Source organism: Clostridium kluyveri (assembly GCF_001902295.1).
GTDB lineage: Bacteria > Bacillota > Clostridia > Clostridiales > Clostridiaceae > Clostridium_B > Clostridium_B kluyveri_B.
On the sequence record NZ_CP018335.1, the window covers coordinates 1,910,070 to 1,925,359 of the forward strand.

At 28.6% G+C, this 15,290-nt stretch carries 17 protein-coding genes and 3 pseudogenes; 5 read left to right on the plus strand and 15 right to left on the minus strand.

The window, feature by feature from the left end; genetic code table 11:
* Nucleotides 1-39: 39 nt before the first annotated feature.
* From BS101_RS09265 to BS101_RS09285, 5 genes and pseudogenes are all read right to left on the minus strand, one after another.
* Entirely contained in the window at nucleotides 40-477 is a 438-nt protein-coding gene (locus tag BS101_RS09265) for a hypothetical protein (RefSeq protein ID WP_198039578.1), read from the minus strand.
* Nucleotides 478-555: 78 nt separating this feature from the next.
* Nucleotides 556-861: a phage integrase N-terminal SAM-like domain-containing protein gene (locus BS101_RS09270; protein ID WP_083585681.1), complete on the minus strand. Its 306-nt coding sequence runs from the start codon at nucleotides 859-861 to the stop codon at nucleotides 556-558.
* Between the two features lie 253 nt (nucleotides 862-1,114).
* Nucleotides 1,115-1,591 (minus strand): SMI1/KNR4 family protein, encoded by a 477-nt coding sequence (locus BS101_RS09275; RefSeq protein WP_083585682.1) that lies wholly within the window; start codon nucleotides 1,589-1,591, stop codon nucleotides 1,115-1,117.
* A 9-nt stretch (nucleotides 1,592-1,600) separates the two neighbouring features.
* A pseudogene (locus BS101_RS24565) lies at nucleotides 1,601-1,714 on the minus strand (HNH endonuclease); the annotation flags it as partial.
* 12 nt (nucleotides 1,715-1,726) lie between these two features.
* A complete protein-coding gene (locus tag BS101_RS09285; protein WP_073538570.1) occupies nucleotides 1,727-2,086 on the minus strand; it encodes a hypothetical protein in 360 nt (119 codons plus the stop codon).
* Nucleotides 2,087-2,365: 279 nt separating this feature from the next.
* Here BS101_RS09285 and BS101_RS23770 point away from each other — a divergent pair, with 279 nt between their 5' ends.
* A complete protein-coding gene (locus BS101_RS23770) occupies nucleotides 2,366-3,106 on the plus strand; it encodes an IS110 family transposase (RefSeq protein ID WP_242951442.1) in 741 nt (246 codons plus the stop codon).
* A 15-nt stretch (nucleotides 3,107-3,121) separates the two neighbouring features.
* A complete protein-coding gene (locus tag BS101_RS23775; protein ID WP_242951443.1) occupies nucleotides 3,122-3,355 on the plus strand; it encodes an IS110 family transposase in 234 nt (77 codons plus the stop codon).
* Between the two features lie 224 nt (nucleotides 3,356-3,579).
* Here BS101_RS23775 and BS101_RS23780 read toward each other — a convergent pair whose 3' ends face one another.
* A complete protein-coding gene (locus BS101_RS23780) occupies nucleotides 3,580-3,990 on the minus strand; it encodes a hypothetical protein (RefSeq protein WP_242951444.1) in 411 nt (136 codons plus the stop codon).
* Nucleotides 3,991-4,025: 35 nt separating this feature from the next.
* Between BS101_RS23780 and BS101_RS09300 the strand changes: the two are divergent.
* A pseudogene (locus BS101_RS09300) lies at nucleotides 4,026-4,259 on the plus strand (AP endonuclease); the annotation flags it as partial.
* Nucleotides 4,260-4,591: 332 nt separating this feature from the next.
* Here BS101_RS09300 and BS101_RS09305 read toward each other — a convergent pair.
* The 5 genes and pseudogenes from BS101_RS09305 to BS101_RS09320 all read right to left on the minus strand — a co-directional run bounded on the left by BS101_RS09305 (nucleotide 4,592) and on the right by BS101_RS09320 (nucleotide 8,505).
* A complete protein-coding gene (locus tag BS101_RS09305) occupies nucleotides 4,592-5,008 on the minus strand; it encodes a hypothetical protein (RefSeq protein WP_073538571.1) in 417 nt (138 codons plus the stop codon).
* 19 nt (nucleotides 5,009-5,027) lie between these two features.
* A complete protein-coding gene (locus BS101_RS09310) occupies nucleotides 5,028-6,500 on the minus strand; it encodes a hypothetical protein (protein ID WP_073538572.1) in 1,473 nt (490 codons plus the stop codon).
* Between the two features lie 281 nt (nucleotides 6,501-6,781).
* Nucleotides 6,782-7,036 (minus strand): annotated as a pseudogene (locus tag BS101_RS24570) (transposase); the annotation flags it as partial.
* 157 nt (nucleotides 7,037-7,193) lie between these two features.
* Nucleotides 7,194-7,376, minus strand: a complete 183-nt coding sequence (locus BS101_RS24575; RefSeq protein WP_198039579.1) for a DUF5316 family protein — start codon at nucleotides 7,374-7,376, stop codon at nucleotides 7,194-7,196.
* Nucleotides 7,377-7,470: 94 nt separating this feature from the next.
* Nucleotides 7,471-8,505 carry a DUF5667 domain-containing protein gene (locus tag BS101_RS09320; protein ID WP_073538573.1) on the minus strand — a complete coding sequence of 345 codons (1,035 nt, stop codon included), beginning with the start codon at nucleotides 8,503-8,505 and terminating at the stop codon, nucleotides 7,471-7,473.
* Between the two features lie 136 nt (nucleotides 8,506-8,641).
* Here BS101_RS09320 and sigI point away from each other — a divergent pair, with 136 nt between their 5' ends.
* Nucleotides 8,642-9,328 (plus strand): RNA polymerase sigma-I factor, encoded by a 687-nt coding sequence (gene sigI / locus BS101_RS09325; protein WP_073538574.1) that lies wholly within the window; start codon nucleotides 8,642-8,644, stop codon nucleotides 9,326-9,328.
* Nucleotides 9,318-10,253, plus strand: a complete 936-nt coding sequence (locus tag BS101_RS09330) for an anti-sigma factor domain-containing protein (RefSeq protein ID WP_083585684.1) — start codon at nucleotides 9,318-9,320, stop codon at nucleotides 10,251-10,253. The genes sigI and BS101_RS09330 overlap by 11 nt, the downstream gene beginning before the upstream one ends.
* Nucleotides 10,254-10,669: 416 nt before the next feature.
* Here BS101_RS09330 and BS101_RS09335 read toward each other — a convergent pair whose 3' ends face one another.
* The 4 genes from BS101_RS09335 to BS101_RS09350 form a co-directional block, all read right to left on the minus strand.
* Entirely contained in the window at nucleotides 10,670-10,918 is a 249-nt protein-coding gene (locus BS101_RS09335) for a hypothetical protein (RefSeq protein WP_073538576.1), read from the minus strand.
* Nucleotides 10,919-11,475: 557 nt separating this feature from the next.
* The gene (locus tag BS101_RS09340) at nucleotides 11,476-11,715 is read right to left on the minus strand and encodes a nitroreductase family protein (protein WP_242951445.1); all 240 of its coding nucleotides are present in this window, start codon (nucleotides 11,713-11,715) and stop codon (nucleotides 11,476-11,478) included.
* A 78-nt stretch (nucleotides 11,716-11,793) separates the two neighbouring features.
* Complete coding sequence (locus BS101_RS09345) at nucleotides 11,794-13,575, minus strand: ABC transporter ATP-binding protein (protein WP_073538577.1); 1,782 nt, start codon at nucleotides 13,573-13,575, stop codon at nucleotides 11,794-11,796.
* Complete coding sequence (locus tag BS101_RS09350) at nucleotides 13,520-15,268, minus strand: ABC transporter ATP-binding protein (RefSeq protein WP_073538578.1); 1,749 nt, start codon at nucleotides 15,266-15,268, stop codon at nucleotides 13,520-13,522. The genes BS101_RS09345 and BS101_RS09350 overlap by 56 nt, the downstream gene beginning before the upstream one ends.
* Nucleotides 15,269-15,290: the final 22 nt, after the last annotated feature.

Below are 15,290 nucleotides of genomic sequence, written 5' to 3' on the forward strand. Positions count from 1 at the left end.
GTAAATACAGTCCCCCAAAAAATATTTTTATCAAGTGAATTACCTGCTCCCTATTATAAAGTCTTCTCCAGACTTCTTTATAGACTTAAGAAAACCATCATTATCTGCTAGCTCTAAAAGTGGTCCATATATATTTGTGTCACCAAACTTTAATTTTAAATTATCAGCTATCTCTTGACCATTAGCTTCCTTTATCGCTTGTCCTTTTAATTCAGCATATTCATCTTTACTTAATACTTTTTCTACATATGATAATAGCTCTTTTTCTCCATTAGTCAAGTCATTTGGATTCTTTAACATTAACTGTATTACTTTATTCTTATCTACTTGTCCATTTTCTGAAATAGCAGAAACACCCCTAAATTCAGATATTCCTACAGTTATTCCTGATATTTTTGAAAATACTGAACATATATTTTCTTCCATATCTCTTACACCATTACAATATGCATTAAATGAATCATTGAATTCTGTCAAACTTGTTGTTTGATTTTTAAGTGAATTTTGTAAATTGAGGACATTTTCTTCTAATACTTCTACCTGTCTTTCAGATCCTTAGGCTAGTTTTATTCTATCCTTTGCAATATCTACCACAGCATTTTTTGTATAGCCATTATCTACTAGATATTTGTTGAATGATTGAATACTATTTACTTTCTTATTTATAGTTGATAGCTCATATCGATTTTCAATGAGGTAGTCCCTATAGCTGGTGATGTAGAATCTTTTCATTTTTCCAGTGAAGTCTATCCCTCTACTCGCAAGAAATGCTACAAAAGCAGAAGTGTCTCCAATATAACTTTCTATTGTTTTTACACTCTTTCCATATTCTTCTAGATGTATCTTGAATCTTTGTACCAGTTCATTTAATCATGCTTACTTGTTCCTTTCATTGTTTTAGGCATAGAAAAAAGGCTAATGCCTTTTTTGTCAGCATTAGCCTTCATTATTACTATAATATATATTTGATTTTTACTTTTGTTACAGCTCACTACATTATTACAATTATGCAGTGAACTATTTTGTATCTTTTATCAATTTCCATCCATTGTTTCTGTAATTACTTTTATGCAGTTAGGATTTATAATTATTTGCAGCCAGTCCTAAATTTTTATTATTGTGATAGCATATTAAAAAATTGATTAACATTATCAGCTACTTTTTCTGTAACAGGCTGAAAGTCATCTGAATCTTCATGGTTCCATACTACAATACATGGATTAATATTCTTTCTGTAATCGAAGCATATAAAATCTCCTGCAAATAAAGTTGCTATTGGAATAACATTCATACCTATTAAATCCTCATCATCAATTAGTCTACAATCTAATTGTGTTAACACTGATGTCAAATCATACCATCCATATGTTTCATTTTCCTTTGGTTTATCAAGAAGACATAAAAATCTTTCAATTACATACTCTTTTCCGTTACTATATAGAATATTGGTTATAGGTTTACTTCCATTAAAATTTCTCAAGAAGTCCTTATATTCCATTGGTAATTCTACCCTATACGTTTTTTCGAACCATTCAATTCTTTCATTACTTGGCTTTGGTAATATTATGCTAGTTTCATCAATCTTCAACATTATCAACTCCTACCTTATCCCATATGATGACCAGTTTCCTAAGCTCCTGCCACCTTTATGATTTATAATATTGTGTATACCGAATGGTACTAATTCCATTCTACCATCAATTTCGGAATGGTGCCATGTCGTTCCTTATGGGCGACCACCTTCAATTTGACTATCAAGCCATTTAAATTGTTCCTTATCTGTAGAATTCCATAACTCTTTTGGAAGTTGTTCTACTCTTTGAATTTGACCTGCACTTTCAAAATCTGGATACCTGGTTCCAAGTTTCATTTGCACATCTGGAATTAATCTTCTATCAATTGCTTTTTGTCTAATTGCCTTACGCTGTCCCGCTGTTAGTTCAGCTCCTCCTGGTATATCTTCTGCCCAGTTCCATACTTTATTTGAATTTACTACGTCTGCATAATCATTAGCTAACGTACACTCAGCATTACTTACCCCCTGGTATGATAAGCTTGTAAAGATTAAATAAATAGTTCCTATCAAAAACTTTAATTATAGTTCTTTTATAATCCTAAAGTTACTTTTATAACTATTGTTTAATCACTCTAATTTTGAGACAATATTCTCGTATAGATAGAGGTTTACGTCCGCCCCCTTGAGGCTTCCTTGACCTCGTGACTAAGACTGTTACCTCATCTCTGCGAGATATTGCGTATAAGCTGGATGTTGGTTATATTTATATAATTCTTCGTATATCGAACCAGGATGTAACTTGCATTGAACTGGGGATTCTATCTAAATTAATATTAAAGGAGATTTTTTATGTATATTGTTGGTATTGATATTGGTAAAAATAATCATGAAGCTACTATTATTGATGATACTGGCGCTATCATTGGTAAATCACTTAAATTTACAAACTCTCATAATGGTGCAAATAAGTTAATTGAGTACATATCTAAAAATATTGGTTCTTCTGAAGTTATCTTTGATTTGGAAGCTACAGGACATTATTGGCTTTCATTATATTCATTTTTACTTGAAAAAGGCTATTCGATTAATGTTATAAATCCTATTCAATCTGATAGCTTTAGAAACCTCTATATAAGACAAACTAAAAATGATACTGTAGATTCATTTATCATTGCTGAAGTCATAAGATTTGGCAGATTCACTACAACTCAACTTGCAGATGACAAATTACTTTCACTAAGACAACTTTGCAGATATCGATTATCTTTAGTTGATAGTGTTTCTGAGCTTAAATGCAGAATAATCACGGTTCTGGATCAAGTTTTTCCTGAATATGAAAAGCTGTTTTCCGATACTTGGGGAACTAGTTCTAAAGCCCTTCTTGAAAAATATCAAACACCTGAAGATATATTAGCACTTGATATATCTGCACTAGCTAATTTCTTAAAAACACATAGTCGCGGTCAGCTTGGCTATGCCAAAGCAGAAAAAATTAAAGATGCAGCTCAAAATACTTTTGGAATTAAAATTGCTCAAAGTGCTTTTAAATTTCAACCTAAACAACTTATTGACCAAGTATTATTTATATAAAACCAAATTAAGAGTTTGGATGAAGAAATTGAATTTTATTATAATCAATTTGATTCCCATTTAATTTCAATTCCTGGTATTGGATCTATAACTGCTTCTATCATTCTTAGTGAGATTGGAGACATAACTTGCTTTAAGAATGCATCAAGCCTTGTTGCTTATGCTGGCATTGACCCTACTGTAAAACAATCTGGCCAATTCTTAGCCAATAACAGTAAAATGTTCAAGCGTGGTTCTCCATATCTATGACGTGCCTTATTTCTTGCTGCTTCAACCTGCACTTTACACGAGAGTCCTCTTAATGACTATTATAACAAAAAACGAAGTGAAGGTAAGCACCATCTTACTGCCATTGGAGCGGTAGCTCATAAGCTTACCCATATTGTTTTTGCTATTATGAGAGATAATAAGGACTACGTCCCTATGGTATAGTCCTTACTTAATATAAAGTTTCATTTTAAAAAGCATTAGTTTTAATGTTCTTTTTGTTGTACCATAAAATCCAAAGTTTCCAAAGCTTCTTTAGCAGCATCAACAATATTTTGATTATCTGATAGTAAATAATTACTTATTATATTTCTATATTGTATTTTACCACTTGACCCTAATATTGTAATGATGTTTTCTAAAATTTGACTAGATTCAACATTTAAGTATTCATTTAAAAATGATATATCAAAGTCATCTAAATGTGAAATATGTAAAAATGCTGTACAAATAACATCTATACATGCCTCTATAATTTCATTATTAGTAGTATTTAGCAACTCTTTTTTTATTTTTTCTAAATAATTTAGCGCATCATTTAATAAAATATCCTTATCGTATTCAAAAATATCTCCTATATGGTAAATTGAATTTACTAACTGTCTATCACTACTCATATTAATTTTTCTTCTCCTCTCTTATGGATTTTTTATTGGAAGGAAAACTTGGACAGGAAGCTTTAAATGATATGCATATACATATATCCGGCATTCGTTATAGTGAAAAAGGGGAGAGGAATCACCTACCCTTTCTTGAAAGTGATTTCAATTATGTAGACTGTTTAAGAAGTCTAAAAAAATTCAAAGCAAAGGGATGTATAATTTGTGAAAGCCCTATGCTTGGAAAGGGTGCTTTGATGCTAAAAAACATATATGAAAAATTATAATATTTTTTTATATCTACGGAAAATTTTTGGCGCTTACTTCTATTGTTTTGACGCTCTTTCCATCTTCCGCTAAGTGTATTTTAAAATTCTATACCAATGCATTTGTCATTGTTGTTTACCCCCTTCTTTTTCAGCGTTAGCCTTTACTGTTTCTGCCATGTACTTTTTTACTCTTGTTGCTCCTCACTGCTTTATTTAGATTATGCAGTGAATTTTTGTAAACTCTGCTTGTTCAAAACTATGAATATAATCACAACTTTACTTTATTAATATTTGTTGATTTTTTTTTGCAGTTAGTTAGCTCTATATTCTGAAGTGAGTCTAACTAATTTTTAATCATAGTACCCATTTTCGAATATAATTACTCCTTCAACGGGTTCTAAAGGGTCATCCTCTGCAAATGGAGCATATATGCCAACTCCATACTTATATGATGTTAAACCTGTATCTTCATATTCAGTCTCTTCATCCAACATCAAAAATAAGTTCTTAACATCCTTATACGATTCTCCTATTAAATTTGTTCCATTAAGTGTTACAATTGCTGGTTTGAAAAACTCTATTGCTTCACATACACCAGGGTCTTTGTAATAAACATAACACATATCAAAGGCATCTGTTTCAAATTCATCATCCTCAAACTTTTTAAATTTCCTTGGCTTGATACGTAAAATGTTCTCAATTTGTTGACTAGTCATACCTAATAAAATTTTTCCTACACCTACATATGGTTCTATTGAAAATTCCATGCTCTAAACCTCCAGTTTATTATTTAATCTTTGAATGCAGTTCTTTTGTATAATCTAGCATTTGTTGAATAGCATCATCATACTTATCTTTAAATTTTGTTCTAACATCACCAATATCCATCTGTTGAGCTTCTTCAAATTTGCCTTGGTCAATTAAATCTTTTTGAGTTTGTCTATACTGCTTTGCTTTCTTTGAACTTCCCCAACTTGCAGTATCCATATGATCTTTTGTTTCCATTCTAATACCTGGACCCTCTCCTTTAGAATATGGACTTATTGAATTAGCTGGCATATGATGAACTTGACCACCATTAGCTGGCACATCTTTATAAGCACCACCTATTTTTTCAGCTTCACTCGCCCCCCTGGTCTTTGTAGGTGAAACAAAAACAGTTCCTGCTGATATCTTTGGCTCATTAGTATAAAAAAGTTTATAACCATATAATTTATTGCTAATCACTTGACCATCTTTTGTCATTATATCATCATCAGAAAGTTCTACTCCATTAAATGTAAGTGGAGAATTTTCTGTTAAAACATAAGTATAAATATATCCATCTTTTTCATAAGTTATTTGTTTAGGCAAATTAGATATCTCATTTGGAAAATATGTCTTAATTCCTACATTAAGTCCTAAAATATCACCCTCAATATATTTTTCTGCTTCTTCATATGTAAATACGGTTTCTTTTATTTTCTTATATTCATCTTTACTTAGTACTTTTTCTACATAGGATAATAACTCTTTTTCCCCATTAGTCAAATCCTTTGGATTTTTTAGCATTAATTGTATTACTTTATTCTTATCTACTTGTCCATTTTCTGAAATAGCAGAAACACCCCTAAATTCAGATATCCCTACAGTTATTCCTGATATCTTTGAAAATACTGAACATATATTTTCTTCCATATCTCTTACACCATTACAATATGAATTAAATGAATCATTGAATTCTGTCAAACTTGTTGTTTGATTTTTAAGTGAATTTTGTAAATTGAGAACATCATCTGCAATTGGGAATGATGTAAAAGTTAAACTATTTGCTAAATTTAATATTTCTTCAAATTTAGAATTCATCTTTTTATAATTATCTATACATTCATCAACATTGTTATTTATTCTAGGTTGTCCTTCATATTGGAGCGAAATAACTCCTGTATCATCATTTGTAAGGGCTGCTCCTCCTGCACTTCTTTTTATGCAGTTTACGAAATCCTCACTTTGCTTTTTTAATCTAACTGCCCTTGGCTTTTCTTCATTTTCTAAAGCATTTTTCGTATACTTTATATCTTCTATTAAATTTGTATAAGACTCCTGTTTTTTAATATGCTCTTCCATAAATTTATCTTTTGCTTCACCTGACCATCCAGCTTCAGTAAGCTCTGCGATAGTTTTATTTATATTTTCTTTTTTTTCTTCTAATGTCTTTATAATGTTTTCATCTTCATTTATTGTATTAGTTAATTCCCCTATATCTAATTTAAAATCCATTTACTTTTCCCCCATGTACTTTAACATTAGCAATATATATCTAATTTTTACATTAATATTCATGTATTTCCTTTATTCTAATGTTTTTGTACATGTGTGTCAATATTGTTTTATTCTTCCTTTAGGACAAACGCATGAAAATATATAACTACTTGAATACTTCATGTACTCTGGCTGCACCTGGAATTTTTATAAAAAGAACTTCTTGGTACATTAAAAATCTCACACATTAACTTAATACTATAATTATTTTTGTTATCTTTAATAAACTTGTAATACATTTAATTTTTCTTTGCAAATATGGCCATAGCTTTTTTTAATATCTCATTTTCTTTCTCCAACCTGGCCATTTTTTTCATCAATACCTGATAATCAGCTGTCGTAATAGTTTTGTTATTATCTATCTGTATAGGTGTTGATTTTTTAACCCATGATTTTATTGTTGATTTAGATGCGCCATATTCGTTGTTTAACTCACTTAAAGATTTACCTGATTTATAAAGTTCTACTATTGTATTTTTAAAATCTTCTGTATATCTTTTGGATTTATTTTACATCTTTCTAGACACTCCTTTTCTTTTATTCTATATTGTTCGAATTTTTGTGTCTACATTTTTATACTAGCACCAAAATAATAAAGGGTCATTAAAACTATAAAATAATTTTTAATAACCCTTTATTCGATAAACTCATTTAATTAAAATAAAAAAAAACTAAGCTGAATATGATATTAGTAAAACCTATTAAAAAGGCACTAAGGTGAAAGTTTATTCTGGTTTTACGCAAAGTTTTATCTTCAACTGCATAATTCAATCTCAGTCTGTCTCCACTTCCAAGACTTCCAGATAATATTGCTGATAAAAGTAAAAAATGCATAAATAAATAAATTAATAAGTTTTTCTTGGTTCAGATAGAGAAAGGTATTTCTCATAAGCAAACTCCACCTGAACCTGAGAAGAAGTTGATAAAACTAATGTTGCGTTTTTTCCTTTTTTTGTTCATTAACATTATTTGTTTTGTTCTCTTTTTTATTTTTATTATCAGTTACTACATTTTTAGTTTCACTTTTTATAGTTGGTTCTGATGTCTGTTTTTTTGCATTCTTACTGGTCACTGAAGTTGAATTAGTGACAGTGGAATCTGCAGTAGTATCTGTTGTTGTAGTATCAGTTGTAGTTGATGTAGTAGTACTTGTTTCACCTGTTTGTGTATTTTCATTATTTTGGGAATCTTTCTTTGTCTGTTCTTTTGTTTCCTTTATCAATTTACCCACGCTTATCTTAGAGGCTTCTTTTTTTGTTTCAATAGCTTTTGTGAGATTTTGTTTTTCTATATCTAATGCCTGTTGTTTTTGTTGCAGTAAATCTTCTGCAGTCTTAATTGTTGTTTCATCTCCCGATTTCTTTGCTTTTTCAATGGCTGCTTTAGCTTCATTATATTGTTTTTTAGTATTATTATAAACTGTGCGTTCTTTTTTTAGAGCTAGTATAGCATCTCTTTTTGCTGTCTGCATTTCTATAACTTTTGCTACTACATCTTTTGCTTTATCTCCAACTTTATTTTGAAGTGCAGCTAATACATCAAGGGATTTTTTTTGTTTATCAGTAATTTTACTTTCTATATATTCCAGTTTTTTGAGTTTGTCTTGATTATCTACGGTTTGATTATTGTTTATCGCATCTTCAATTTTATTTTCAGCTGCGTCCATATTACTCTGATAATCATTAAGGGCTGTGTCCGCAAGATCCTTCTTATTTTTACTTACCATTACCTCGCTTTCGCCTAATCTTTCTTGAGCTATTTGAGATAACTTATCTGCTTTTGTTTCATCTGAAAAACACAATGTAACTTTTATACTATCAACTCTTTTATCTGCTGGATATAAAATACTATCTGGTGTTATACCAGCCCGATCTTTTAGAGTTGCTGTATTAGCAGCAAATGTTGTGCCGCCTATGCTTAATGTCATTATTACACTTGCTGCTAAAATTGTTATTTTCTTCATTTCAATCATCCTTTCTACATACGCATTTAACTAAATCATTAAAATATACGATGTCTTAATATATTTTAGGGGGTTTAATAAATTCCCCCTAAAATTTTTATTTATTGCGTATAATATTTATAGATGAGGTGATTTCATGCAGAATATCAGTCACTTGTTCTATGAAAACAGAAATAAATTTATTAGTGAAAATAAAAACTTTATATATAAATGTACCTATACTGTTTCCAAAAGATATCTTCAATGGGAAAATGATGACGAACTAAGCATTGCTTTAATTGCATTTAACAAAGCTTGTGATAGTTATACAGAATCTAAAGGAAACTTCTATGCATATGCAAAAATTATAATTAGAAATGCATTAATTGATTATTTTAGAAAAAATAAAAATTCACCTTTGCTTACCTTTGATAATGGTGATTATATCATGGAAAAATTAGATAACAACAATTCAATATCCAAATTTGAATTAGAACTGGAAAATAAAAATAGAGCAGATGAGATTATTGAATTAAATAAAGAACTTATAAAATATAAAATTGATTTTACTAGCCTTGTAAATAATAGTCCCAAGCATAAAGATACAAGAAATAATGTTCTAAAGCTTGTTTTCAAAATATGTAATAATAGTGAAATTAGCAATTCTATATTAAATAATAAGCAATTACCTGTTAAACAAATATGTATGTGTACTGGATTCAATAAAAAATTTATTGATAAATGGAGAAAATATATTATTGTTTTATTTATAATATTTAACAGTGAGAATTTCCTTTACATAAAGTCTTATTTAAATATAAAAGTAGGTGAAAATGATGGGTGAAAAAGAGGGGATAGTAATAAGTATAAATGGAAAATATGCTAATTTGCTTACTTCTTGTGGTGAATTTATAAAAGTAAACTGTAATGGAAAGAAGCCTAATATTGGAGAAATATTTAAAGGAGATGAAGTTTTTCATAATTTTTTTTATCTTAATGGGAAAATAATAGCAGCTGCAGCATGTATAATGTTTATATTATTTATAGGTGGAGGTGCGAAGGCTTATTATAGTCCAGTAGCTACAATTCTGGTAAATATAAATCCACATATTGAATTAAAGGTAAACTTCTTAAACAGAATTATTTCCTCCAAAGCATTAAATGGTGATGGCAGTAAAATATTAAGTCAGGTAAAAATAAATAATGTTAATATCAATAATGGTTTAAAGATAATAATTGATGAATCTAAAAAAGATAAATTTATTAATGAGGATTATATCAAAACAAAAACTATTTCTGTTAATATAAGTGGTAAAAATATAGATATTTCTGAGTTTAAATCCAATATAGAAACTTCTAATTTAAATGTTAAGATTCAATCTAATGGTAATATAATTTTAAATAAGAACTCAAATAGTAATTCAAATAGCAGTACAAAGATTACTAATAATGATACATTTAATAATCCGTCAAATAATGTAAAGTCATTAAGTAACGAAAATAATAATAAAGAATTAAATAGTAATATCAATAAGAATAGTTCTTCGGGAAAAAATGGTTCTGTTAATGGAAATAATTCTACCTTAGATAAAAATAATGATGGAGGGCAAACTAATTTAAGACAATCACAATATTTAGATGGTAATAGAATTAAAGAAGAGCAAAATTATCAGAAAAGAACTGATAAAAATGAGGATAATAACCATAATAATAATTCCAGTAAAAACAACCTATCTAAACAAAATTCCAATTCAAATGGTCATAAATAAAACATTAAGACCTGAAAAAAATAAAATCATAAATGCTTAATTTTATTAAAGAATCTGAAAGTATCAAGTGCTTCAAAGGTTCAGGTAAAGCTTATTCATGAGGAATGTTTTTCCTTACCTGAACCTTTTTCTTGTTGTATATTTTTATTATAATATCAGGTTGTAGACAAATTCTAAAAGAGATGACCTTACCTCAATAAAATAGACAACAAGAATCCATAATTATCTTAACTTTTCTTAGCATTACTATGAAACCTCCCCCATCATAAATGGAGGAATATATCCATTTGTTGAATGAATCCTATGACGGTTATAGAATAATTCTATGCATTCAAAAACAGTTTTTTTTGCCCTCTTCTCTAGTTCGGAAATTATAATCGTTTAACCATCTCATCTTAAGCTTACCCCAGAAGGTACTATGCATATTTACCTGTTTTTTCATTAGTTGGTTTAACTGAAGAATTTTCTACAATTAACTTTTTCCAGCATTGACCTGTTCTCGTATCTAAAACAACTATATATTTCTCATCAACCTTAATCATTTGATATGTACCAATTTGATTATTTTCACTTATACTTATAATGTATCTTCCAAGTATGACACTTCCACTTATTATAAATAATCCTATTATAACAACGAGTAACACTATTATATAAATATTCATGGTAGTCCTCCTATTACTTTAATTTTATCATTATAACCCATAACTATTTTTTCTAATTTTGCAGTTTCATTAAGTATTTAATATATTTTTTTGTTTTATTTAATTATATTCATAAAATGACATATTTTTTAATATATGTATAACATTATTATGGATAACTATAAAAATTATCACTGTATTGAAAATAGTTTAGGTACTGGAAACGTTGTTATAGAGTTACTAGTTTATCATTTTCATATCAAATAAAATGATGAATTAGTAAGTAGTAAACTATTTAAAATCTTGATTACTCGTATGTCAAAAGTGGATAATGTGGAGGCGTTTTTTGAAAAAGGTTAAATATATTATTAGTTTTTATAGTATATTTATAGGACTTTTAATTATTGGAGAAAGTCACATTTTTTATTTAGATAATTTTTATAATCAATTGTACGGTCTCAGCTAAATTGACTGAATCTGAAAAATAAGCTATGGCCATTGAAAGCAACAACTGCCTGTAAGCAGTTATTTAAGACACTTACAGGTAGTCAGTTATATGGTGGATAGGCAAATGCTTTTTATTTTACCATTACAACAAAATTGTCTTTACCCATAACAGCTGCATTCATTTTTGATATTTTTTTAAGAACGTTTTTATTTTGGATTACTACAAATAATGCAGACTGTTGATTTCCCCCACTTGGAGCATATTTGCCTGCCTCTAAAACGGCATTTAGTTCCTCATCCTTAATTTGTTCAGGTTTATACTTTCGTATACTTCTTCTGTTTAGCAAAGTTTTAATTGTTTCATTCATCATTAATCTTACCTCCTAATTTATTAATATATAAAAATAATTTATATAGTCTCTATACTTTTATTAAATGTATTTTCAAATTTAACTAACATTTTTATACATTAATTCTCTATATAAAGAATCTCTTTTGATGAGTTCATTATGGCTGCCAATTTCAATAATCTCACCATTTTTCATAACAATTATTTTATCAGCATTTTTTATAGTAGAGAGTCTATGAGCGATTATCAAAGTGGTTCTGTCCTTAGCAATATTGTCTATTGCTTTTTGTATTAGTTTTTCTGTTTGGGTGTCAACATTGGAGGTAGCCTCGTCAAGTACAAATATGGATGGATTATGAGCAATTGCTCTTGCAAATGAAATAAGTTGTCTTTGTCCGGCAGATAAAGTACTGCCTTTCTCCATTACTGGCTCTTTAATTCCATTTTGAAAACTGTCTACAAATTTGCTGACACAGGATACATTTATTGCTTTACTAAATTGTTCATCATCAATATTATCATACAATGTAATATTACTCTTAATGTTACCAGAGAACAAAAAAACATCCTGTAAAACTACAGATATACTTTTTCGTAAATCTTTAAGTTTTATATGATTAATATTAATTCCATCAATTAATATTTCCCCTTTTTGAATTTTATAAAATCCATTTATAAGACTAATTATAGTTGTTTTTCCAGCTCCGGTTTCGCCGACAAAGGCTGCAGTTTCTCCCTTACTAAGTTTAAAACTTACGCCCTTTAACACCCAATCTGTATTATTATATGAAAACCAAACATCTCTAAATTCTATATTTCCTTCAATATTCTTTATATCAATTCCTTCATCTAAATTTTCAAGAGTAGTTTCTTCGTCTAATAATTCAAAGATTCTATCAGCAGATACTAAAGCTGACTGTATTGTGGTGTATTGGTCTGCAAGATCGGCAATTGGGTTAAAAAACTGTTTTATATAGGTAGTAAAGGCATAGATGACTCCTAGTTCAATACTATGGTTTGATATTTTATTAATACCGTAGAATAAAAGAATAGCGATTGTAATATTTTGAAAAAAATCAGTTCCGGGTTTTAAAAGGCTGTTTAAATGAACTTGAAGCGATGTAGTTTTAAAATAACTATCATTTAATTCCAAAAACTCTTTCTTTTTCTCCTTTTCTGCTCTAAATATTTGTATGATTTTCATGCCAGATATATTTTCAGCCATAAAACCGTTAATTCTTCCTATTAAACTTTTAATATTGAGAAAATTTCTTTTGATTTTCTTCTTAAGAAGAATAAGAATGAAAGCCATTATAGGTATTACTGAAAAGGAGATAAATGTAAGTTTGATACTCATCATGAGCATTGCGTAAATAATACCAATCAGTAAGAAAAAGTCTTTAAATAAATTTATAATTACATCTGTATACATTTCACTTAGTGCTTCTACATCGTTGGTTGCCCTGGTTATTAATCTTCCAGAAGAAATTTTATCTAAATAGTGTAAGGGAAGAAACTGTATAGTTTTAAATACCCTGATTCTTAAATCTTTTATAATTTCCTGACCGGACTTATTTATTAAATTTTCCTGGGCGAAAGAAGTAAAGCTGCCTAACAATGCAGTAATTAAATATAGAAAAGCCATAAATGGAATTGAGTAAAAACCATTTTGAAAAATATTTTTTACCAAAAAATCATCAATAACGAGTTTTAAAATATAAGGTTTGGCTATTTGGGTTAAATTTACTATAAGTGCACAGATTGCTGCAATTATTACCTTGCTTAAATGAGGTTTGGCTAATTTTAAAAGTTTTACTAAACTAGTATTATGATACTTCAATTTCTTTTTCGTTATATTTATATTGTTCTCTGTAGATATCATAATATATACCCCTTTCTTTTAAGAGTTCACTGTGAGTGCCTCTTTCACATATGCTGCCATTATCTAATACTATAATTTCATCAGCTTTTTTTATTGCAGATATTCTATGAGCTATTATAATATTTGTTTTGCCTTTACGTATGTTTCTTAAATTATCTAGTATTTCAGCTTCTGTTATGGTATCTACAGCAGAAAGAGAGTCATCCAATATTAAAACGGCGGGATCTTTAATTATAGCTCTTGCTATGGCTACACGCTGTTTTTGTCCACCGGAAAGGTTAATACCTTGTTCACCAAGAATGGTATTGAATTTATCTTTAAAGGAATTTATACTATTTTGGATGCAGCTGTTTTCAGTAGAAGATTTTATGTCATCATAGGAATATAAATCTTTAAAAAATGTTATATTATTTTTTATTGTTGAAGAAAATAAAAAATTATCTTGAGGAACATATCCAAAACTACTTCTTAAGTTTTCCAAGGAAATATTATTTATATCTATTCCATCAATAAATATTTTTTGAGGTTCAACATTGTATATTCTAAGTAAAAGATTTACCAGAGTACTTTTGCCGGAACCTGTTTTTCCTATAATTCCTAAAGTATGACCTTTTGGGATCTTAATATTAATTCCACTCAAAGATTTTTCATTTAATTCAGGATAGTAAAAGTCTAAGTTTTTAAATTCTATGTTACCCTTAATTTTTAAAGAAACCAGTTTACCATTATCTTTTATTTTAGAGCTTGTATTAAGTATATCATTTAATCTATCTAGTGATGCCATACCCCTTTGATATATGTTAATAACACGGCCAATAGAAATTATAGGATTTATAATCATGGTTAAATAAGTGTTAAAGGCCACGAAATCTCCTAGGGTTATTTTACCATCTAAAACCATTCTACCTCCAATAATTAAATTAATGGCAAAACTAATATTAAAACAAAATTCAATGGCAGGGGAAAGTAGTGAAGAGGTTTTTACCATATTTAGATTGGCTTTAGTAATCCGATCATTTAATTCTTCGAAGTTTTCTATTTCTTTTTCTTCTTGAACATATGTTTTAATAACTCTAATTCCATAAATATTTTCCTGTACCTTATCTGATATAGATGCAAAACTTTTCTGGACATCTGTAAATTTCATTCTAATAAGTTTTCCTATATTCAACGTAAAGAAAATAATAAAAGGAACAGGTATTAATGTAATCAGGGTAAGATGCCAATTTATAGTCGTACACATGGCATATATAGAGGCAGTACACAATACAATGCCATTTATGGACATTGACATAGCTGGTCCAAAAGTCATTCTTATAGCTGATATATCGTTTATAGCATAAGCAATTAAGTCTCCTGTTTTTCTTTTACTATAAAATTCGGAAGTTAATTTTTGTAGGTGTACAAAAAATGTTTCTCTAAGTTCACATTCAAGTCTTCTGGAATTTGAAATAATTAAATTTCTCCATATATATGTACATAAAAACCCTCCAGCTGCTATAATTAGTATATAGAGTATATTAGTTATTACCAAATTTTTACTAAAACTGTTTATTTTTAAAATGTCAATTATTTTTCCCAGCACTTTTGGAAACAGTGATTGTATATAAGAGGATAAAATCATAAAGAATACTCCTGTAGTATAGGAAATTTTATATTTTTTTATAAAATCCCAAATTATGTTTTTTGTCATAAATTCACCTCCAAAAGTTACG